The organism is Methylobacterium sp. J-077, from assembly GCF_022829365.1.
GTDB lineage: Bacteria > Pseudomonadota > Alphaproteobacteria > Rhizobiales > Beijerinckiaceae > Methylobacterium.
In genome coordinates, this window is sequence record NZ_JAKSYJ010000246.1 from 46369 (window position 1) to 67091 (window position 20723).

Consider the following 20723-nt stretch of genomic DNA (forward strand, 5'->3'; position numbering starts at 1 on the left):
CTACAGCTCCATCCGCGGATCGAGGCAGACATAGACGAGGTCGATCGCGAGATTGATCACGACCACAAGGCAGGCCGAGACGAAGAAGATGCCGAGGAGCAGGTTCAGGTCGCGCGACTGGAGCGCGTTGAAGGCCAGCGTGCCGACCCCCGGCCAGCCGAACACCGTCTCGACCACGATTGAGCCGCCGATCAGGTTGCCGGCCTGCACGCCCGCCATGGTGACCACCGGCAGCAGTGCGTTGCGCAGGACGTGCCCGGTCATCACCCGGGCCTCGGTCTGGCCCTTGGCCCGGGCGGTGGTGACGTAGTCCATGCCGACCTGCTCCAGCACGGAGGCGCGCATCACCCGGGCGTAGACCGCGAGGTAGAACAGCGCGAGCGCGACCGCCGGCATGACGAGGTGGCGGCCGACATCCCAGACCTCGTCCCAGCCCTCGTTGTCGGCGCCGACCGTGTCGTAGCCGCTGGTCGGCAGCCAGCCGAGCCGGATGGCGAAGACCACGATCATCATCAGCCCGAGCCAGAAGCCCGGGGTCGCGTAGGCCACGAGGCTGACGAGGGAGATGATCGCGTCGCGCCAGGCATTGCGCCCGGTCGCCGCCACGAGGCCCAGCAGCGTGCCGATCAGCAACGCGGCTGCGAAGGCGGTCAGCATCAGCAGCCCGGTGGGCCCGAGCCGGTCGACGATCAGGCTCCCGACTGGGCTGTCGTTGCGGAACGAGTAGCCGAGATCGAGGTGGAGCATGTTCAGCAGGTAGACGCCGAACTGCGTGGCGAGCGGCTGGTCGAGGCCGAACTTGTGGCGCAGCTGCTCCATGTATTCGGGGCTCGCCGCCCCGCTCTCGCCCGCCAGCACGGAGGCCGCGTCGCCGGGGGCGAGGTGGATCAGGAAGAAGTTGAGCACGACGATGCCGAGCACCACCGGGATCGCCAGCAGCAGCCGGCAACCGAGGAAACGCGCGAGCCGCACGGGACTACTTGTCCATCCAGGCCCGCTCGAAGGCTTGCTGGGTTCCGAGGGGGCCGGTCGTGTGATCCTTGAGGCGCCGGTTGAAGACGCTGACGTATTGGACGTCGATGAGCCAGATCATCGGGCTGTCCTCCGCCAGGACTTGCTGGACCGTCTTGTAGAGCGCGGCGCGCTTCTCCGGGTCCGGCTCGCGCGCGCCCTCGCCGAGCATCCGATCGACCTCGGGGTTCGAATAGAAGGTGTCGTTGACGAAGGTCACGCCCTTGCGGATCTGGCTGGTGAGGAACTGCTTGTTCAGCCCGTAGACCGGGTCGACGCCCTGGCTGAGGAACGGCTCGTTTAGGTCGTAGTCGTAGTTGGTGTAGACACGCCGCAGCCAGGTGGCGGTGTCCTCCGAGCGGAGCGTCACGGCGATGCCGACGACGGCGAGGGCCTGCTTCAGGTACTCGGCCTGCCGCAGCCACTGCTCGCCGAAGGAATTCACCTCCAGGTGCAGGGCGAAGCGGGTCCCGTCCGCGCCGCGCGGGGCGCCGGCCTTGTCGAGCAGCGTGTTGGCGATGTCCAGCCGGTCCGGCACGTCGTACTGGCGCACGTCATCGGTGTAGAGGCCGGCGGTCTTGAACTTGCGGCTGAGCGGGCCGGTGGCGGGCAGGCCATAGCCGAACATCACGTCCTTGAGGATGACCTTGCGGTCGATGGCGTAGGCGATCGCTTGGCGCACTTCCTTTTTCTGGAGATGCGGGTGACGGCCGTTCAGCTCCAGGACGCTCTGGGCCGGCGTCATCTCGTAACCCTTGGTCGTCAGATCGAGGATCGGGTTGGTCTTCATCCGCGCGAGGTCGGCGTAGTTCACCGCGCTGTACCCGGCGAAATGCGCCTCCCCCGCCTCCATGGCGGCCGAGCGCGTGGCCGCGTCCGGGATGAACCGGGCGATGATCCGATTGAGATACGGCAGGCCGGGCTTCCAGTAGGTCTCGTTGCGGTCCAGGCGCACAGACTGGCCCCGCTCCCAGCTCGCGAACTTGAACGGACCGGTCCCAATCGGCTTGTTGGCGCTCGGGTTCTGGAGGACGTCCGTGCCCTCGAAGACCGAGCGGCACAGGATCGGCAGGTCCCGCCCGGAGAGCGCCTTCATAAGGTAGGGGGCCGGATTGGCGAGCCGCAGGATGGCGGTCATGGGGTCCGGCGTGTCGACGGCGACCAGCTCCGCGAGCATAACCGGTGCAATCGGATTGTATTTCTTCAGGATTTCCAGAAAAGAATACTGCACGTCGGCACTGGTGAACGGCTTACCGTTGTGGAAGGTCACGCCCTCCTGAAGCTTAAACGTGATGGTCTTGCCGTCGGGCGCGATCTCCCACGATTTCGCGAGGTTCGGCTGCGGGTTCTGGTCCCAATCGTAGGTGCACAACCCCTCGTAGACCTGCGTGGCGATCGGCGGGATGTTGCCCGCCGAAACTGCGTAATGGGCCAGGGTCGAGGGCTCGGGATGAACGATCATCACCATCGTGCCCCCGCGCTTCGGCTCGGCGGCGCGCGCGCCGCTCGCGGCCGCTGCGAGGCCGAGAGGAAGCGCTAGAACCGTGCGGCGGGAGAGATCAGTCGCGTCGAACGTGCGGGACAAGCCAGAGGACTCCTGAAGCGTCCAGCCCGTTCGCAACACGCGTGCCATATAGAGGCGATGGAGACGGATCCATTACCCCGCATGATTGAGGGTAATATTTCGCACAACCAACCGCTTGCGCCGAAAGATCAAGCACATCATCGAGCCGACTTCGCCCGATACGGGCATCATGAGGGCCAATTCCCCTGACCAGTGGGGGGCCCGGCACACCGCCATCACGACAGGGTCGCGGCGATCAGGCGGCACGCACCAGAATGCGAGACAGGCGCATGCCTAAGAACCGGGGATACGCCACCGCGACGCGTTCGACACGATCACGTCCGCTCCTCACGCATCCGCCGCGCAAGGTTCTCGCCGATCATCACGCAGGTGAAGTGTAGGTTGGCCCGGCAATCGCTCGGCATGATCGAGGCGTCGCAGACCCGCAGCCCATCGAGTCCTCGGACCTTGAGATCGGGATCGACGACCCCGGACGCGTCCTGCCAGCCGGTCATCCGGCACGTGCCGGCGGCGTGTTGGATGTCGCCGGCCTCGGCGAGCATCAGGGCATCGAGGTCCTCGTCCGGGAGGCGCGCGGCGTCGCCGATCGAAAGCGGCCTCTCGCCGAACCGGATCGCCGTGGCGAGATCGGCCAGGGCCGGATGCGCCGCGAGGCCCGCGAGGCGGCGCACCGCGTCGCGCATTCGAAGGCGATCGCGCGGGTCATCGAGCATGTTCTCGTCGATGACCGGGTTGGCCTCCGGATCGGCCGCGGTGAGGTGCAGAGTCCCGCGCGAGAACACGTCGTAGAGGCCGACGCCGATCGCGCCCTGCGGCGTCGGCTCCGGCCCGGTCAGGGTCCGATGATTGTAGGCGACGAAGATCATGTCGCGCTCCCCGCCGCCCGCGAGGCCGCTCGAATAGGTGACGCAGCAATTGGTGTGGCGCGCATCCGGACCGAGGGCCCGGTGTTGCGGCTTCAGATCGATGGTCGCCCGCAGGATCGGATGGTCCATGAAGTTGCGGCCGACCGCCTCGTGCGCCTGCCGGACGGGGATGCCGAGGGCGTGCAGCGGCTCGGCCGGGCCGATCCCGGAACGCATCAGGATGGCCGGGCTGTGGACGGCGCCGGCGCAGAGCACGATTTCGCGGCCCTGGATCTCGGTCCAGGGCTCCGCACCGAAGCGCACGCGCAGGCCGATGGCCCGTCGCCCCTCGAACAGAACACGGTCGACCAGGGCCTCGCCGCGGATCGCGAGATTCGGCCGGTCGCGCGCCGGTTCCAGGTAGCCGTCATTGGTGGTGACCCGGTGGCCGTCGCGGCTGTTGATCGGGTTGCACGAGACGCCCTCGCCCGTGGGCGCGTTGAGGTCCGCCTTCCAAGGGTGGCCGGCCGCGAGGGCGGCCGCGCGAAGCCCCAGATCCACCGCGCCCCAGGCCTCCGGCTTCGCGCGGTAGACAGGCAGCGGACCGCCGCGCCGGGCACCGCCCTCCGCGCCGAAATCGGCATCGTCCTCGATCCGGTCGAACAGGGGCAGCACATCCGCGGCCGACCAGCCGGTACAGCCCTGCGCCGCCCAGGCGTCGAAGGCCGCGGGCACGCCGCGGATCGCGATCTGCGCGTTGACCGTTGAACTGCCGCCGAGCGCGCGACCGCGCCAGTAGAAGTGGGGCTCCTGCACACGGGTCCGCCGGCTCATCAGCCCCGGCCACTGCCAGTCCGCCTGATGGGCCAGGTCATACATGAACGGGATGATGTTGGCCGAGCGCAGCGCCGGTGGCGCATCCGTGGAGCGCCAGTCGCGTCCGGCCTCCAGCAGGAGCACCCGGCGGCGCGGATCCTCCGAGAGGCGGGCCGCCAGAGCCGCCCCGGCGGAGCCGGCGCCGACCACGATGACATCGTACGGGGCTGCACTCATGGCTTCGCGACGTTCCAGAAGAGTGGGATGGCGGAGGGGATCAGACCGGTGAGCGCGGTCCGGTAGGCCGCGGGCTGCGCGAACTGGCCGAAGGGGGCGACCAGCCCCTCGCCGTACACGATGGTCTGGATCTCGCCCGCGATGGCGCGCCGTTTGTCCAGATCAGGCTCGCGGGCGAAGCGGTCGAACAGGGCGACCATGCGCGGGTCGCACATGAACCCGGAACTCGCCGCGTCCTTGCAGTTGAAGTTGATCGCGGAATTCGTCAGCGGCGAGCTCAGATCGAGGCCCAGCGCATGGATGCCGAAGAGGCTCCAGCCGACCTTCTTGGTGCGCCGGGCGAGCAGGGCTGCCCAATCCATGACCTGCAGGTCCACGGTGAAGCCGGCCTGCTTCAGCCGGTCGGCCAGGATGGTCGAGGACACGCGCGCCGCCTCGAGATCGTTGGCCACCATCACGGTCACCGGCTCGCCCTTGTAGGCGGTCGCCTTCAGGGCAGCCCGGGCCGCCGCCACCGAGGGGTCGTGCAGGAGGTCCGTCCCGACATGCGTCTCGTAGGGCGAGCCGCAGATGAAGAAGGCGTTGCAGGTCTGCGAGAAGCGCGGCTCGAGGCCGAACCCGTCCAGAACCTCGCGCTGATCGACGAGCCGCAGCAGGACGCGCCGGATCGCCGGGTCGTCGAAGGGCTTGGACGCCGTGTTGATGCGATAGTGGCCCGTGAACCTGTGCGGGCCGGTGAAGTTCATCACCGCCAAGCTCGTGTTGGCCTCGATCTGACCGATCAGGTCGAAGGGCGCGTACTGCATGTAGTCGATCTCGCCCGCGCCGAGGGCGCCCGTCGCCGTCGCCCCATCGGGGATGACGCGGATGTCGAGGGCGTCGACCTTCACGACCTTGCCGCCGGCCAGGAAGTCGGCCGGCTCGGGACGCGGCCGGTAATCGGGGTTCCGGCGCAGCAGCATGTGGTCGCCGGGGATGTGCGCGGCGCGGTCGTAGATGAACGGACCGGATCCCACGACCTCCGTGAGCTGCGTCGTGGGGGGCGTCGCGGCGAGCCGGGCCGGCATGATGAAGGGCGTGGGGCTCGACGTCGTGCCGAGCGTGTCGAGGACGAGACCGTAGGGCTCCCGCAGCGTCAGCACGACAGTCCGGTCGTCCACGGCCTCGAGGCCGGCGGTCACGTCCATGAGCCGGCCACCCAGCGCGCTGCGGGCCGCCCAGCGCTTCAGCGAGGCGACGCAGTCGGCGGCCCGGACCGGCGCGCCGTCGTGGAAGCGCAGCCCGTCGCGCAGGGTGAAGCGCCAGGTCAGCCGATCATCCGATACCGACCACGTGTCGACCATCTGCGGCCGGAACACGCCCGTCGCGTCCGGCGCGAACAGCGTGTCGTAGACCATGTAGCCGAAGGTCCGCGTGATGTAGGCCGTGGTGAAGTAGGGGTCGAGGGTGACGATCTCGGCCTCAAGCACCGCCTTCACCGTCGTTTCCGCGCGGCCGGAGATCGGCGCAAGCAGCGCCGCGGCCGCGAGCAGGCCGGAAAACCAGAATCGTCTCATTGTCGCATTCACCCTTTGCCCGGCCCCGCTAGGCAAACGGGATACCAAGCAGGACGCCAAGCCGATCGCACGCGCCTGGGGCCTGATCCGAGACACCGGCATGGATGCTGCAAAGCCCATGGATCTCCAAGGCGCTCAAACGGTCCAGGGAAACGCATGGCCTCCGCAGGCGGACGTGTCCTCACAGGTGCCGAAGTGAAGGCGCTGTCGCAGCGTTCGGACGGGCGCGGTGCCGTCCGCCTCCTCACGCATCTGCTGATGCTGGCCGGGGCCGGCTGGCTGGTCTGGCGGTCGGGCCCCTGGACGCTGCTGCCCGCCATGCTGCTGCTGGGGATCGCGCAATCGGCCCTGTTCGCGCCCATCCACGAAACCGTCCACCTGACCGCGTTCCGCTCGCGCAGGGCCAATGCGGTCGTCGGCTGGCTGGCGGCCTGCCCGTCGCTGCTGAACTGGCACTTCTACACGGCCTTCCATCTCGCCCACCATCGCCACACCCAGGATCCCGAGCGGGATCCGGAACTCGCGCTGATGCCGCCCTCCACCCTGGACGCCTATGTCTGGCGCGTGCTGGCGCTACCCTACTGGCGAACCCGCCTGCAGGTGGCCTCAGCCGGCCTGCGCGGCGATCTCTCTGCCTACCCGTTCATCACCGATCGCGCCGCGCCCCGCATCATCCGCTCGATCCGGTCGATGTGTGCAGTCCTGCTCGCCGGGGCAGCCCTTGCCGTGGTTCTGGTCGGCTGGTGGGCGCCCCTGATCTTCTGGATCGGGCCGCAGCTCCTCGGGCAACCGTTCCTTCGGCTCTACCTCCTCACCGAGCACACGCTCTGCACGATGGACGACAACGGCCTGACCAACACGCGCACGACCTTGACCAACGGCCTCATGCGGCTCCTCATGTGGAACATGCCCTTCCACACCGAGCACCATCTCTACCCGTCGATCCCGTTCCACCGGCTCCCGGACGCCCATACCGCGATGCGTGCGCGTCTCGGCGTGCTGCAGCGGGGCTACGCCCGCTGGCATGTCGGCTTCGTGCGGACGCTGCGCCCGTGAGCGGCTGGGCGACGACCACCGGAATCTTCGAACTCGGCGACCTGACGCTTCAGTCGGGGGCGGTGCTGCCGGGCGCGCAGCTGCGCTGGAAGACGCACGGCACCCTGTCGCCCGGGCGCGACAATGTCGTGCTCTACCCGACCAGCTACGGGGCCCAGCATCCGGACCTCGAATGGCTGATCGGCCCCGATGGGGTGCTGGATCCCAGTCGCTGGTTCATCGTCATCCCCGACATGTTCGGCAACGGCCTGTCGTCGAGCCCATCGAACACACCGGTCTGGCCCGGCCTCGTCACCGCCTGGGACAACGTCCACGCGCAGCGCCGTCTGCTCGCCGAGGTGTGGGGGATCGAGCGCCTGCACGCCGTGTACGGCTGGTCCATGGGGGCGCAGCAGGCCTATCACTGGGCAGCCCTGTTCCCCAATCACGTGGAACGCGCTGTGATCAATTGTGGCAGCGCCCGCACCGCCACCCACAACCGCGTGTTCCTGAAGGGTCTCATGGCAGTGCTGGAGGCGGCGCCGGAGCATTGCGGCGCGGGCCGCTTCTCGGCCGAGCCGGCCGCCGCCCTCCGGGCCTTCGGGCGCATCTATGCGGGCTGGGCGCTCAGCCAGGACTTCTACCGGGCGGACCTCCACCGCACCGCGCTCGGCGCCCCGGACCTCGACAGCTTCCTGCGCACCGACTGGGAGGAGCGCTTCGCCCGCCGCCCCGCGGCCGATCTCTACGCGCAGCTCTGCACCTGGGAGGCGGGCGACATCAGCCGCGATCCGCGCACCGGCGGCGACCTCATCCGGGCGCTCAACGCGATCACGGCCCGGCTGCTGCTGATGCCGGGCGAGACGGACCTCTACTTCCGCGTCGCCGACAACACCGCCGAACTGCCGCACCTGCGCGATGCCGTCCTGCAGCCGATCCCGAGCATCTGGGGCCATCGCGCCGGCAACCCATCGACCAACCCAGCCGACGCCGCCTTTCTTCGCGACACCGTGCGGGCCTTCCTCGACACGGCCGAAGCGGGCGCGCCCTGACCGGCCCCGTCTCCGTCATCCTCGCGCGTCGAGCAGCGCAGGATCACGGGCACCGGTTGCGACCGGCATCCATGCCCGGACGCGCCGGGCGGTGACCAGGCCGGCATCCGAATGCCAGCCGCGTCAGACCGCGTCCCGGTTGAGCCGGACCACAAGCTGATCGGCGAATTTCGCTGCTGCGACCCGATCGGCCCGAACAGCGAGCTCGGCACCTACACCAACTTCGTCCACCTGCTCGACCGGTGCGCCCTCGCGGTCCCGGGGCGGCCTCCCCCCGCGTCGACGGCTTCCCCTCCGGGCTAACCCTGCTCGCACCGCGCAGGTCCGACGAGCTCCTCGCTGCCCTGGGCGCACCTGTCGGGTCTGCCGCTGAACCGCGAACTCGCCGCGCACGGCGCCCGGTATCTGCGGACGGCGGCCACCCGACCGGAGTACCGTTTCTACGCCCTGCCCGGCGGACCGCCGCATCGTCCCTCCCTCCTCCGGGTGGCGGCCGACGAAGGGGGTGCGATCGAGACGGAGGTCTGGGCCCTGCCGCCAGCCGCCAGCCGCCTTCGGGGCCTTCGGTGCCGCGATCCCGTCCCCCACGGGATCAGCACCCTGCGGCTCGCCGACGGGACCGCGCCGAAGGGCTTTTTGGTGGAGGCGGCGGGCGTCACCGGGGCCGCCGACATCACGCGGTTCGGCGGCTGGTGCGGCTACGTGGCCAGCCGTGCCGCGGCATAGTCAGTTTGGCGATGCCAAAAATCCACTTTGATTCGGTCGCAGCGCTGATTCACACCCCCGCAACAAGCGCTCGCAAATCCAGGCGCACGGAGACCGCAGAACCGAGCGCCTGTTATGCGAATTGGCGGCCGCCAGCTCGGATCGCGGGCAGTGCAGCACGAAAGTGTCGCGGTTGGCCCGTCGCGGCCGGTCCGCTTCTTGCCCACCCATCGGCCGAAAAGAGCCCCCGAGGCCGCCGAACCGGGAGACCCTGCATGCGTCGATCCCTGCATACGGACGAGGAGATCGCCTTCCTGCTGGACGAGGCCGCGCGGGGTATACCGATCGCCGCGATCTGCGCGAGCGCCCATGTCTCGCTCGGCACCTTCTATCGCTGGCGGCGACGGCTCGGCGGACTGAAGCCCGCCGGTGTGGCCCAGCTCGATCGCGTCGAGCGGGAGAATGCCGGTCTCCGTGCGGAGGTTCAGCGGCTCCGGGCTGCCCTGCTCGTACAACCCGCACGGGCAGAGCGTACGCGGCCGATCCAGACCGGGCATGCAGGCGTGCATCCTGCACCGCGCCATCGCGGCGCCGACGCCTGTGTCGGCCGGTTCGCCTTCGGACGAAGCGCGAACTGAGGCACCGAGTTCGACGCGGTGCGACCGCATATCAACCGGGTGTCCCATACCTCAGACCGATTTGGCCGACGCCGATGCGAGGGCCGATTTCGGCAAGAGCATGTGCACGCCCTTGTTGCCGTCCACGGTCTGGGTGATGCGCAGGTTCCCGGCGAGCGAGCACAGCATGTAGGCCTGGTTGCGGGTGAGGCCGGTGCGCGCGCAGACGAGGCGCACCATCTCGCGCACGGCCTGGCGCATCGCCTCGTCGAGGCTCTCGTGCAGGCCGATCGACATCAGGTCGGTGGGGGTCTCGGCGAAGGGCCACGCGCCCGGGATGTCCTTGCGCACGGTGAGCCGAAAGGTGCCGGTCAGCCCGGTCTCCAGGGCGGTGATGCAGACCTCGCCGTCGCCCTGCACGCCGTGGCCGTCGCCCGCGTAGAAGCCGCCGCCGGGGTTGAACACCGGCAGGTAGAGGGTCGTGCCGACGCGCATCTCCTTGTTGTCCATGTTGCCGCCGAAGGCCCGGGGCACCGGCGTACCGACGCGGCCCCAGGTGGCGGGTGGGGCGGTGCCCAGGATGCCGAAGAACGGATCGAGGGGCAGCTCCGTGCCCCAGGGCAGGCGGCAGACGCCCCGGGTGGTGTCGATGTCGGCGTGGATCGTCTCGTACTCGGTGAACTCGTCCGGCAGGGTGCCGAGCAGCGGCAGGATCGCCACGAAGCCCCAGTCGAGGCGGAACTTCAGGTCGAGGATATCGATCTGCAGCATGTCGCCGGGCTCGGCGCCCTCCACGTGGACCGGGCCGGTGACGAAATGCGGGCCGGGACCGCACTCCAGGGTGTCGAGGGCGTGGAGCAGGTCGGCCGGCACCCGGGCGGGGTCGGGGTGGAGCGACTCGCGGCCGCCCGCCGGGTGCGAGTGCAGGGTGACGGTATCGCCAGACGCGACGGTCAGGACCGGCGGCAGAGCGGCATCGAAATAGCCGAGCACCATCGTCTCGGGCGTGGCGGGGATCTCATGGTGGCTCGGCACGGCGGCTCCTTTTGCGGATGTCAGACGGCGATGTGACGGGTCAGGGCTTCGTGGCTCAGTGCCCCGGGATCGCCGCGCTCGACGACGCTGCCGCGGGACAGCACCACCACGGAATCGGCGATCCGGAGAGCGAAATCGAGATACTGCTCCACGAGCAGCACGGTGATCCGCCCCTTCAGCCCGGCGATCACCGCCTCGATCGCGGCGACGATCGAAGGCTGGATGCCCTCGGTCGGCTCGTCGAGCAGGATGGCACGGGGCCGGGTGGCGAGCGCCCGGGCGATGGCGAGCTGCTGCTGCTGGCCGCCCGAGAGGTTGCCCCCCGGCCGGTGCCAAAGGCCCCGGAGCGCGGGGAACAGGGCGACGGCCTCGTCGACCGCCTCGGTCCGCTCCAGCCCGTGCGCCCGGGCCGCGACACGCAGATTCTCGGCGACCGTCAGATCCGAAAAGATCTCGCGGCCCTGCGGCACGTAGGCGAGCCCGGAGCGGGCGCGCCGGTCGGAGGACAGGCGTGTCAGCTCGGTCCCGTCGAGGGCGATCCGGCCGCGGCTTTCCGGGATCAGGCCGGTGAGGCAGCGCAGCAGCGTCGTCTTGCCGGCGCCGTTGCGGCCGAGCACGGCGAGGCAGGCCCCCGGCTCGACCGCGAGGGCGATCCCGCGCAGCACCTGCGCGCTGCCGTAATGCTGGTCGAGCCCCTCGACGGCGAGCCGTGCGGGCGGAGATGGGTTCGTCATCGGCCGAGGAACACCTCGATCACGCGGGGCTCGGCCCGGGCGCCCGCCATGCTGCCCTCGTAGAGCGTGCGGCCCTCGTGCAGCACCGTCACCCGGTCGGCGATGGCCTCGACGAAGCCCATGTCGTGCTCGATCACCAGGATCGCCCGGTCGGGCCGGCGCAGGCTCCGGATCAGCGCGGCGGTCTGGGCGGTCTCGGCGTCGGAGAGCCCGGCCACGGGCTCATCGAGGAGGAGCAGCGCCGGCTCGGCGGCCAGCACCATGCCGATCTCCAGCCACTGCTTCTCGCCGTGGGCGAGGCGGCCGGCCGGCACCTCCGCCCGGGGGCCGAGGCCGATCTCGCCGAGCACGGAGGCGATGCGGTCGGGGCGGTCCCGCGCCGGTAGGGCCGGCCCGCAGCCGATCTCTAGGTTTTCCCGCACGGTGAGCGCCGGGAAGACGCTGGGCTTCTGGAACTTGCGCCGCACGCCGGCCCGGGCGATCTCGACCTCGGAGCGCTTGGTGAGGTCAATCCGGTCGCCGAGCATCACCCGGCCGGAGACTGGCTTGGTGATCCCTGAGATAACATCGAGCAGCGTGGTCTTGCCGGCACCGTTCGGGCCGATCACCGCCCGCACCTCGCCGGGGTCGACCGCGAGCGAGACGGCATCCAGCGCCGTGAAGCGTCCGAAGGCGACGGTGAGGGCATCGACCACGAGGGCGGTCATCGGGCGCCCCTCAGCCAGGTCGGGCGCGGGCGCCAGCCCACGAGGTCGAGGAGCCCGTTCGGCAGGACCAGCACCACGAGCAGCACCAGCCCGGACAGGATGAAAGGCCACGCCTCCGGCATCGCGGCGCTGAGCCAGAACTTCAGGCCGTTGACCAGGATCGCGCCGATCACCGCCCCGCCGAGGCGCCCGAGCCCCCCGATCGCCACCCAGACGGCGATCTCGATGGAGAGATCGGGCGCCAGCACCCGCGGGTTGATGATGCCGACCTGCGGCACGTAGAGGATGCCGGCGAGCGCCGCGATCATCGCCGAGAGGCACCAAATCCCGAGCTTCAGCCGGGTGGTGCTGTAGCCGAGCGTGCGCAGGCGGGTCTCGTCGTCGCGGCAGGCGAGCATCCGCCGCCCGATCGCGGTGCCGACGAGGAGCCGCGTGCCGGCAAGAATTGCCGCCAGCGTCAGGAGGGCGGCGACGGCAAGGCCTGTGACCACGCCGGGGGAGCCCATCGGCCAGCCGAACAGCAGCGGGAAGCCGGTCATGCCGTTGTTGCCGCCGAGCCCGGTGTCGTTGCGGTACATCAGCAGCATCGCGACGTAGACAAGCGCTTGGCTGATGATCGAAAAGTAGACGCCGTTCACCCGCGAGCGGAACGAGGCGAGCCCGAACACGAAGGCGACGAGGCCGGCGAGCGCCAGCGCGAGGACGAGGGCGTACGGCGCGTGGTCGAGGCCGACCCAGTAGGCCGGCAGGCTCTTCCAGCCCATGAACTGCACGAAGTCCGGCAGCACGCCGGTGACGGCGACGCCGTGGGCCAGCAGGTGCATGGCGCAGACATAGCCGCCGATCGCGAAGAACAGCCCGTGTCCCAGGCTGAGGATGCCGAGATAGCCCCAGACCAGATCCAGGGACACGGCGAGGATGGCGGAGGCGGCGAGCTGGCCGAGCGCATTGACGAGATACGGCGCTGGCGGCGCCACGAGGAGGCCCGCCGCGGCGGCGAGGCAGAGCCCGACGAGCCCAGCGACCAGGGGATCGCGCACGGCACGGCGGGCCGGTCCGGCGGGGGCGGCCAGGGCGGTCTGCACGGCGCCGCTCATCGCCGCCGCCGCACCGCGAACAGCCCCTCGGGCCGGCGCTGCAGGAACAGGATGATGCCGACCAGCACGATCACCTTGGCTGCGACGGCCCCCGAGATCGGCTCGATCAGCACGTTGGCGCCGCCGACCCCGAGGGCCGCCACCAAGGTCCCGATGAGGCTGCCGACGCCGCCCAGCACCACCACCATGAAGCTGTCGACGATGAAGCCCGAGCCCATGCCGGGATTGACGCTGTAGATCGGGCACAGCGCCACCCCGGCGAGCCCGGCCAGGCCCGAGCCCAGCCCGAAGGCGAGGCGGTCGATCCGGCGGGTCGGCAGGCCGAGGCAGGCCGCCATGTCGCGGTTCTGGGTGACGGCACGGATGTCGAGCCCGAGCGGGGTGCGGCGCAGGATCAGGAGCGTCAGCACGAGGGTCGCCGCCGCGAAGGCGATGGCGAACAGGCGGTTCCAGGTCATCACGAAGTCGGCGTAGAGGGGAACGCCGCCGCTGACATAGGCCGGCATGACGAATTGCAGGTTCTGGGTGCCGACCGTCACGCGCACGAGGTTCACCAGGAACAGGCTCACCGCCCAGGTGGCCAGCAGGCTCATCAGCGGCCGCCGGTAGAGGTGGCGCAGGATCAGCGCCTCGACCCCTATGCCCACCAGGGCGACCGCCCCGAAGGCGACCGGGATGGCAGCGAGCAGGTACAGGTCGAGCAGGCCGGGGGCGAGGCGGCGGAAGGCCTCCTGCACGCCGTAGGTGGCGTAGGCGCCGAGCATGATGAATTCGCCCTGGGCGAGGTTGATCACGCCCATCAACCCGAAGATGATCGCGAGCCCGGCCGCCGCCATGAACAGGATGCTGGCGAAGCTCAGGCCGTTATAGACGACCGCGAGCCCGTCCCCGATCGCCACCGCCCGGGAGACTGTGGCGAGCCCGGTATCCAGCGCCGTCCGGAAGGCCGGGTCGGCGGCGTAGGCGGGATCATTCTTGAGGGCCGCGAGCCGCGCCTGCGCGGTCCCCGAGGGACTGGCCGCCACGGCCGCGATGGCCGCCCGGCGCCGGGCCGGATCGGGCGACGACAGGGCGGCCGCCTGGGCGAGGCCGGTGATCGTCGCTTTCAGCCCGGCATCCGTCTCCGCGTCCCGCGCCCGGTCGAGCACAGCCGCCGGGACGGTGGCGATGCGGCGCTCCACCACCGCCAGCCCGGCGGCGCGGGCGGCCGGATCCGGGCCGGTCAGCAGGGCGACGGTGCCGCGCGCGGTCTCGACGGCGGCGCGCTGGCGCAGGCCGAGGATCGGCGCGCGCGCCGCCGCGGCCGGCCGCACCGCGCCGGTGAACGCGTCATGACCCTCGGGTGCGTCGGGGCGGTCCAGCAGGAGGGCGCCGTCCGCCGGGCAGGACAGGCGGCGCTCGGCCAGCGCGCCGAGGAGCCCACCCGCGAAGGCGAGGTCGTCGGCCGGCAGATCCCCGCCGGCCTGCACGAGCCCCTCGGCCCCGCGGACCTGCGCGGCGCCGTCCCCGCACAGATCCGCCGCGAAGCGCGCCCGGTCGAGGGGCGCGGCGGCGGCTGGGACCGTCAGCAGCGCCAGACAGCAGAGGAGGGCCAGGAGCGCGCGGAGCGGATCAGCCATAGGGGCTGAACGGGACCGGCGTAGGCGCATTCGGGGATTGCCAGAGCACGTCGAAGCCGCGCTTCTCGTTGACCGAGCCGATGAACACGCCGCGGGAGACGTAAGTGTTCTCCCCCGTCATGGTCAGCGTGTAGCCGGACGGGTCGTCGAAGCTCAGGCCCGCGAAGGCCTTGCGCACCTCCGGCACCGCGAAGGAGCCGGCCTTGGCGGCGGCGAGCGCCCAGAGGTTGACGCTGTCATAGGCCGAGACCATCGGGTCGATCACCGTGTCGGCGCTGAACGGGACGTTCTTGGCCTTCACGTAGGCGGCCCAGTCGGCAAGGAACTTCTGATTCCGCTCACCCTTGGCGGCCTGGAGATAGGCCCAGCAGTTCAGGTGGCCGACGAGCTTGGCCGTATCGAGCCCTTCGAGATCGGCCTCCACCATGTCGAGCCCGAGGATCGGCACGTCGGTGGCGCTGATGCCCTGGTTGGCGAACTCGCGCAGGAAGTCGGGGATCGAGGAGCCCACGACGGTGAGCACCACGATCGCCTGGCCGCCCGGCTGGCTGGCGAAGCTCCGGACCTGATTCACCAGCGTCTGGAAGTTCGAGAAGCCGAACGGCACGTATTCCTCGCGCCATGCGGTCTCGGGGATGCCCTTGCTCTTCCAGTATCCCTTGAGCTGCTTGTTGATCGTGCGCGGCCAGACGTAGTCCGAGCCGATCATGAAGAACCGCTTCGCCCCAACCCCGTCGGGACCCATCAGGTAATCGACCGCCGGCAGCACGGAACTCGCGGGCGGCGAGTTTACGTAGACGACGTTCTTGGAGTTCTCGTCGCCCTCGAAGTGCAGCGGATAGAACAGCAGCCCGTCATTCTGCTCGACCACCGGCAGCACCGACTTGCGCGACACGGAGGTCCAGCAGCCGAACAGGGCCGCGACCTTCTCCTGTTGCAGCATCTGGCGGCCGACCTGGGCGTAGAGCGGCCAGTCGGAGGCGGGATCGGAGGTCATGACCTCGATCTGGCGGCCGTTGACGCCGCCGCGCCCGTTGATTTCGTCGGCGGCCATGCGGACCACATAGTTCAGCCGGCCCTCGAGATTGGCCATCGTGCCCGACGACGAGAACAGGCAGCCGAGCTTGACGGTGTCGGCCGCGAAGGCCGGGCGGATGATGGCCGGGGCCGCGAGCAGCGCCGCCGTGCCGACGAAGCTTCGCCGCGTGAGATGCGTCATCGACCTCGAAGCCCCTGTGAACGACGGGTCGATTGTCGGCTGCCGCCCGAAAGACGGGAAGGTCAAAGAGACTGCAGGTCGGCGACGCGCTTGCGCATATTGGCGGCATCTGCGCGCCCGCGGGGCGGCTCTAAGCCCAGAATGTCAAAATTGACGTTCCGGATACGCGTCCGTCCGCCGGATCCCGTGCGAGCGACTGTCTTCCGACGAGGAAGACGATGACGCAGTGGCGGGGCCATGTTGCCGGATGCGGCTCAACCGGACGTCTCGCGCCGGGTGGCATGCTTCTTGTGAGCATTCCAGAAGCGCAGCGTCGCCCCCGGCGGCCGCTCCAGGTTGGCGTGCCGTCGAGACCATGAGGTGCCGGATGGCCGGATCTCATCGACCGACCTGACACGGCCCCAAGCCACACATCTTCGCGCGCTCGGCCGGACGCCGGCGCGCACCGCCCGCAAGACCCGACATCCGCCTCCTGAGGAGAGCCGATATGTGCGACCGTCACGGCGAGTACCGCGTTCCCGACTTTTCGCCCGACTTCTCGCGGTTCAAGCCCAGCCGCCGGCGCTTCCTCGGCGGCACCGCCGCCGCGCTCACCTTCGCGGTGGGGCCCGGCATGACCGGCCGGGCCGCGGCCGCCACCGGCATCCGGGCGACCCACGGGACAGGCTTCTGCAACCTGAACTTCTTCCTCGCCGAGGCGATGCAGCTCGCCAAGGATGACGGGCTGACCATCGACTTCGTCAACACGCCGACCTTCTCGGATCAGGTCACCTTCCTCGGCATGGGCCAGGTCGATGCCGGCGTGATGCCCTATACGAGCTTCATGGCCCTCTACGACGCAGGCGCCCCGGTGAAGATCGTGGCGGGCGGCGGCATCGAGGGCTGCGTGCTCGTGGCCCAGCCCGGCCTCGACAGCCCGGAGAAGCTCCAGGGCAAGACGCTCGGCACCTTCCAGCTCGATACGCTGGAAGTGCTGCCCTACGACTGGCTGAAGAAGAACGGCGTCGCCTTCAAGGACATCACGGTCCGCTACATGGGCTCGACCCCGGAGGCCGTGGAGGCGTTCCGGGCCGGTGCGCTGGACATCATCTCAACCATCGAGCCCTACGGCACGGCGCTGCTCACCGACGTGAAGGGCGCGGTCAAGCTCTCCGACGGCACCGACATCTACGGCAAGGGCTACACCGACTGCGTGCTGGCGGTGCGCAACGAGCTGATCGCCAAGAATCCGGGCGCCGTGAAGGCCCTGATCAAGGGCATGATGAAGGCCCAGGCCCTGGCCGAGGGCGATCCTCAAGCTGCTTTGAACAAGCTCGTCGGCTCCTACTACAAGACCTCGATGCACAACGCCCAGCTCGCCATGGGCCGGCAGCCCTCGGTGGTGGACGCCCGCAACCAGACGCAGTTCATCCTCGACCGGACCGATTCCGTCGCCGAGATGGGCTACATCAAGAAGAAGCCCGGTCGCGACGCGATCGACTGGACCCTGCTGGAGCAGGTCATCGCCGAGAACCCGGATCTCTACGGCAAGCTCAAGCTGAAGTCGGCCTGAGCGGATGGCCGTCGATCTCGCCCGCGCCGCCGTCCCGCACGTCCGGCCGCGCCTCCCGTTCGGTCAGCGTCTCGCGCTGCCCGACGGCTTCGTCCCGCTCCTGCAACGCACCGGCTGGATGCTGGTCTCGGTCGGCTGCTTCGCCGGCCTCTGGGAGCTGCTCTGGGCGTTCGGCATCGCCGACGCCAAGCTGCTGCCGCCGCCGCACATCTTCCTCGGCAACCTCGCCGAGCAGGCGCGCTTCTTCAACACCGCGCAGCGCTGGCAGATCGGCACCGGCATGAATGCCGGCCCGAGCCCGGCCATGGCGGTGCTGATCACCGTGCTCGCCTCCACGGGCCGGGTTCTGGCGGGCCTCGCCCTGGCCGCGACCCTGTCGATCCTGGTCGGCGTGGCGATCCGCTACGTCGTGCTGTTCGAGCGGCTGACCCTGCCGACCATCACGCTCCTGGCGCCGGTCTCGCCGATCGCGTGGCTGCCGGTGGCGATCTTCATGTTCGGGATCGGCAACGCCCCGGCGATCTTCATGGTGTTCATCGCCCTGTTCTTCACGATGGTCCTCTCGACCATCCACCAGATCGACGGGGTCAACCGGAACTACATCAACGTCGCCCGGACCATGGGCGCGTCGAAGCGCCAGATCTACGCCCGGGTGATCGTGCCGGCGATCCTTCCGGGCCTGCTCGCGGTGCTCCGCCTCAACCTGTTCGGCGCCTGGATGGTGGTGCTGGTCGCCGAGGCGACCGGCGTCGGCTACGGGCTCGGCCAGGTGATCATGCTGGCGCGCAACACCTTCAACCCGTCGCTCGTGTTCTTCACCATCACGCTGATCGGCCTGCTCGGCTTCGCCTTCGACCTGCTGTTCCGGCTGGTCCAGCGGCGGCTGCTGTACTGGCTGCCGCGTGACACGGGGTCCGCCCTTGGCCTCTGATCCCCTCTCCCAGGATGCCGTCTCGTGCCGCGGCGTCGCCAAGGTCTGGGCGTCCGGCACCGCCCGCGCCCACGAGGCCCTGCGCGACATCGACCTCACCGTGCGGCCCGGCGAGTTCGTGGTGTTCCTCGGCCCCTCGGGCTGTGGGAAGAGCACGCTGCTCTACCTGATCGCCGGGCTGGAGGCCGCCTCCGGGGGCGAGCTCCTGGCCTTCGGTGCGCCGGTCACAGGCCCCTCCCCCGAGCGCAGCCTGATCTTCCAGGAGACCTCGCTGCTGCCGTGGCTGAGCGTCTGGCAGAATGTCAGCTTCGGCCTGTCGCTGAAGGGCGTGCCGGAGGCCGAGCGCCGGAGCGTCGCTCGGGCCGCGCTTCAGCGCGTCGGCCTCGCCGAGGCCTTCGACAAGCGGCCGGACGAGCTGTCGGGCGGGATGCGCCAGCGGGTGGCGGTGGCCCGGGCGCTCGCCATGCGCCCGAAGGTGCTGCTGATGGACGAGCCCTTCGCGGCGCTCGACGTCCAGACCCGCCAGAAGATGCAGGATTTCCTGCTCGACGTCTGGCGCGACAGCGGCGCCTCGGTGCTGTTCGTGACCCACCACATCGACGAGGCGGTGGCGCTCGCCGACCGGGTGGTGGTGTTCACCGCCCGCCCCGGGCGGATCAAGACGATCGTCCGCAACGACCTCGCCCGCCCGCGCGATCCGTTCTCCCCCGAGGCCGAGGCGATGCGGCGGCATCTCACCGAGCTCCTGCGCGACGAGGTCGACCGGGCCTTCGCCGAGCAGGAAGCGCTCGTCTGACCCTTTCCCAATCAAGATGGACCCAGCCATGGCCACATCGCTGATCCGCAGCCGGCGGATGATCACCCGCACCCTCGACCACGATCGCTGGGAGGAGATTGCCGACGGCGCGGTGCTGCAGAAAGACGGGGTGATCGAGGCGGTCGGCACCTACGCAGATCTGCACGCCCGCTATCCCGACGCGCCGGTGATCGGCTCCGGCCGCGAGATCCTGCTGCCGGGCTTCGTCAACGGCCACCACCATGTCGGCCTCACGCCGGTGCAGCTCGGCTCCCCCGACATGCCCCTGGAGCTGTGGTTCGTCACCCGCATGGTGGCGCGCAACCTGAACCTCTACCTCGACACCCTGTACTCGGCCTTCGAGATGGTCGGCTCCGGGATCACCACGGTCCAGCACATCCACGGCTGGATGCCCGGCAGCCTGAAGGAGGTCGAGGCGCGCTCCAACGAAGTGCTGCGCGCCTATCGCGACATCGGCATGCGGGTCTCGTACTGCTTCGCGGTCCGCGACCAGAACCGCCTCGTCTACCAAGCGGACATGGACTTCGTGGCGAGCCTACCGGCCCCGCTGCAGGACCCGATGAAGCGCTGGTTCGAGCGCTTCCAGATGTCTCTGGAGGATAATTTTTCCCTCTTTCGCAGCCTGCACAGCGGACAGGAAGGCGCCACCCGGGCCAAGATCCAGCTGGCGCCGGCCAACCTGCACTGGTGCTCGGACGCGGCCCTCGAAGGGCTCGCCGGGCTGTCGGAATCCTACGACGTGCCGATGCACATGCATCTCGTCGAGACCGCCTATCAGAAGGCCTATGCCGAGAAGCGCGGCGGCGGCACCGCCCTCGACTATCTCGACCGGTTCGGCATGCTTGGTCCGCGCCTGACGCTCGGCCACGGCGTCTGGCTCAACGAATCCGATATCGACCGGGTGGCCGCGACCGGCACCTGCATCTGCCACAATTGTTCGTCGAACTTCCGGCTGCGCTCCGGCGTGGCGGCGCTCAACCGCTTCGAGGCGAAGGGCATCAACACCGCGATCGGCCTCGACGAGGCTGGCATCAACGACGACCGCGACATGCTCCAGGAGATGCGCCTCGTGCTGCGCGCCCACCGAGTGCCCGGCATGGACGAGGCCGACGTGCCCAGCATGGCGCAGGTGCTGCGCATGGCCACCGTCGGCGGCGCCCGCACCACCCCCTACGGCGAGAGCCTCGGCACGATCGAAGTCGGCAAGGGCGCCGACCTCGTCCTGCTCGACTGGGACCAGATCGCCTACCCCTATCTCGATCCGGAGACACCACTCCTCGACGCGGTGATCCAGCGGGCCAAGACCGGGGGCGTCACCACGGTGCTGTGCGACGGCGAGGTGCTCTACGCGGACGGGCGCTTCACCCGGGTCGACCGGGACGCGGCCCTGAAGGCGCTGCACGACGACCTGTCGCGGGCGCTGTCGGACGACGAAGTCGAGCGGCGCCAGCTCTCCAAGGCCCTGCTGCCGCACGCCCGCCGCTTCTACGCCGACTACATCGACCCGTCGCGGCACGAGCCGTTCTACCGCCCGAGCTCGCGCGTCTGACGGC

The 20723-nt window shown here is 69.7% G+C and carries 17 protein-coding genes and 1 pseudogene; 8 read left to right on the top strand and 10 right to left on the bottom strand.

The annotated features are described in order from the left end of the window. The 4 genes from MKL11_RS31275 to MKL11_RS31290 form a co-directional block, all read right to left on the bottom strand. Entirely contained in the window at window positions 1–972 is a 972-nt protein-coding gene (locus tag MKL11_RS31275; RefSeq protein WP_243950936.1) for an ABC transporter permease, read from the bottom strand. A gap of 4 nt (window positions 973–976) precedes the next feature. After that, the gene (locus MKL11_RS31280) at window positions 977–2596 is read right to left on the bottom strand and encodes an ABC transporter substrate-binding protein (RefSeq protein WP_243950938.1); all 1620 of its coding nucleotides are present in this window, start codon (window positions 2594–2596) and stop codon (window positions 977–979) included. 314 nt (window positions 2597–2910) lie between these two features. Continuing rightward, on the bottom strand, window positions 2911–4494 hold the full coding sequence (locus MKL11_RS31285; RefSeq protein ID WP_243950939.1) for a GMC family oxidoreductase: 1584 nt from the start codon (window positions 4492–4494) through the stop codon (window positions 2911–2913). Continuing rightward, window positions 4491–6050 (bottom strand): ABC transporter substrate-binding protein, encoded by a 1560-nt coding sequence (locus MKL11_RS31290; RefSeq protein ID WP_243950941.1) that lies wholly within the window; start codon window positions 6048–6050, stop codon window positions 4491–4493. Before MKL11_RS31290 ends, MKL11_RS31285 begins: the two co-directional genes overlap by 4 nt. A 156-nt stretch (window positions 6051–6206) precedes the next feature. Between MKL11_RS31290 and MKL11_RS31295 the strand changes: the two genes are divergently transcribed. The 4 genes and pseudogenes from MKL11_RS31295 to MKL11_RS31310 all read left to right on the top strand — a co-directional run bounded on the left by MKL11_RS31295 (window position 6207) and on the right by MKL11_RS31310 (window position 9480). Then, window positions 6207–7106, top strand: a complete 900-nt coding sequence (locus MKL11_RS31295; RefSeq protein ID WP_243950944.1) for a fatty acid desaturase — start codon at window positions 6207–6209, stop codon at window positions 7104–7106. After that, on the top strand, window positions 7103–8137 hold the full coding sequence (locus MKL11_RS31300; RefSeq protein WP_243950946.1) for an alpha/beta fold hydrolase: 1035 nt from the start codon (window positions 7103–7105) through the stop codon (window positions 8135–8137). Before MKL11_RS31295 ends, MKL11_RS31300 begins: the two co-directional genes overlap by 4 nt. A gap of 132 nt (window positions 8138–8269) precedes the next feature. Continuing rightward, a pseudogene (locus MKL11_RS31305) lies at window positions 8270–8863 on the top strand (allophanate hydrolase); the annotation flags it as partial. Window positions 8864–9117: 254 nt separating this feature from the next. Next, window positions 9118–9480: a transposase gene (locus tag MKL11_RS31310; protein ID WP_243950948.1), complete on the top strand. Its 363-nt coding sequence runs from the start codon at window positions 9118–9120 to the stop codon at window positions 9478–9480. Window positions 9481–9531: 51 nt separating this feature from the next. On the opposite strand, the gene MKL11_RS31315 is transcribed toward MKL11_RS31310, so the two are convergent. From MKL11_RS31315 to MKL11_RS31340, 6 genes are read right to left on the bottom strand one after another with little or no spacing between them, the layout of a single operon-like run. Beyond that, window positions 9532–10494 carry an acetamidase/formamidase family protein gene (locus MKL11_RS31315; RefSeq protein ID WP_243950951.1) on the bottom strand — a complete coding sequence of 321 codons (963 nt, stop codon included), beginning with the start codon at window positions 10492–10494 and terminating at the stop codon, window positions 9532–9534. Between the two features lie 20 nt (window positions 10495–10514). Then, window positions 10515–11228: an urea ABC transporter ATP-binding subunit UrtE gene (gene urtE, locus MKL11_RS31320; RefSeq protein ID WP_243950954.1), complete on the bottom strand. Its 714-nt coding sequence runs from the start codon at window positions 11226–11228 to the stop codon at window positions 10515–10517. After that, on the bottom strand, window positions 11225–11935 hold the full coding sequence (locus MKL11_RS31325; protein ID WP_243950956.1) for an ATP-binding cassette domain-containing protein: 711 nt from the start codon (window positions 11933–11935) through the stop codon (window positions 11225–11227). The genes urtE and MKL11_RS31325 overlap by 4 nt, the downstream gene beginning before the upstream one ends. Continuing rightward, entirely contained in the window at window positions 11932–13032 is a 1101-nt protein-coding gene (gene urtC, locus MKL11_RS31330) for an urea ABC transporter permease subunit UrtC (protein WP_243950958.1), read from the bottom strand. The genes MKL11_RS31325 and urtC overlap by 4 nt, the downstream gene beginning before the upstream one ends. Further along, entirely contained in the window at window positions 13029–14651 is a 1623-nt protein-coding gene (gene urtB, locus MKL11_RS31335) for an urea ABC transporter permease subunit UrtB (RefSeq protein ID WP_243950960.1), read from the bottom strand. Before urtB ends, urtC begins: the two co-directional genes overlap by 4 nt. Continuing rightward, window positions 14644–15870, bottom strand: coding sequence for a transporter substrate-binding protein (locus MKL11_RS31340; RefSeq protein WP_243950963.1), 1227 nt, complete (start codon window positions 15868–15870; stop codon window positions 14644–14646). Before MKL11_RS31340 ends, urtB begins: the two co-directional genes overlap by 8 nt. 487 nt (window positions 15871–16357) lie before the next feature. Here MKL11_RS31340 and MKL11_RS31345 point away from each other — a divergent pair, with 487 nt between their 5' ends. Genes MKL11_RS31345 through MKL11_RS31360 form a run of 4 tightly spaced genes read left to right on the top strand, consistent with a single transcriptional unit; the run spans window position 16358 to window position 20719 of the window. Beyond that, complete coding sequence (locus MKL11_RS31345; RefSeq protein WP_243950965.1) at window positions 16358–17422, top strand: ABC transporter substrate-binding protein; 1065 nt, start codon at window positions 16358–16360, stop codon at window positions 17420–17422. Window positions 17423–17426: 4 nt separating this feature from the next. Next, window positions 17427–18353 carry an ABC transporter permease gene (locus tag MKL11_RS31350; protein ID WP_243950967.1) on the top strand — a complete coding sequence of 309 codons (927 nt, stop codon included), beginning with the start codon at window positions 17427–17429 and terminating at the stop codon, window positions 18351–18353. Further along, a complete protein-coding gene (locus MKL11_RS31355) occupies window positions 18343–19149 on the top strand; it encodes an ABC transporter ATP-binding protein (protein WP_243950969.1) in 807 nt (268 codons plus the stop codon). The genes MKL11_RS31350 and MKL11_RS31355 overlap by 11 nt, the downstream gene beginning before the upstream one ends. Before the next feature lie 28 nt (window positions 19150–19177). Then, entirely contained in the window at window positions 19178–20719 is a 1542-nt protein-coding gene (locus tag MKL11_RS31360) for an amidohydrolase family protein (RefSeq protein ID WP_243950971.1), read from the top strand. Window positions 20720–20723: the final 4 nt, after the last annotated feature.

Excerpts from the sequence above, each read along its gene's own strand:
- MKL11_RS31285 (WP_243950939.1), bottom strand. The coding sequence starts at position 4,494 with ATGAGTGCAGCCCCGTACGATGTCATCGTGGTCGGCGCCGGCTCCGCC.
- MKL11_RS31290 (WP_243950941.1), bottom strand. The coding sequence starts at position 6,050 with ATGAGACGATTCTGGTTTTCCGGCCTGCTCGCGGCCGCGGCGCTGCTT.
- MKL11_RS31295 (WP_243950944.1), top strand. The coding sequence starts at position 6,207 with ATGGCCTCCGCAGGCGGACGTGTCCTCACAGGTGCCGAAGTGAAGGCG.
- MKL11_RS31310 (WP_243950948.1), top strand. The coding sequence starts at position 9,118 with ATGCGTCGATCCCTGCATACGGACGAGGAGATCGCCTTCCTGCTGGAC.
- urtE (WP_243950954.1), bottom strand. The coding sequence starts at position 11,228 with ATGACGAACCCATCTCCGCCCGCACGGCTCGCCGTCGAGGGGCTCGAC.
- MKL11_RS31325 (WP_243950956.1), bottom strand. The coding sequence starts at position 11,935 with ATGACCGCCCTCGTGGTCGATGCCCTCACCGTCGCCTTCGGACGCTTC.
- urtC (WP_243950958.1), bottom strand. The coding sequence starts at position 13,032 with ATGAGCGGCGCCGTGCAGACCGCCCTGGCCGCCCCCGCCGGACCGGCC.
- urtB (WP_243950960.1), bottom strand. The coding sequence starts at position 14,651 with ATGGCTGATCCGCTCCGCGCGCTCCTGGCCCTCCTCTGCTGTCTGGCG.
- MKL11_RS31340 (WP_243950963.1), bottom strand. The coding sequence starts at position 15,870 with ATGACGCATCTCACGCGGCGAAGCTTCGTCGGCACGGCGGCGCTGCTC.
- MKL11_RS31345 (WP_243950965.1), top strand. The coding sequence starts at position 16,358 with ATGTGCGACCGTCACGGCGAGTACCGCGTTCCCGACTTTTCGCCCGAC.
- MKL11_RS31350 (WP_243950967.1), top strand. The coding sequence starts at position 17,427 with ATGGCCGTCGATCTCGCCCGCGCCGCCGTCCCGCACGTCCGGCCGCGC.
- MKL11_RS31360 (WP_243950971.1), top strand. The coding sequence starts at position 19,178 with ATGGCCACATCGCTGATCCGCAGCCGGCGGATGATCACCCGCACCCTC.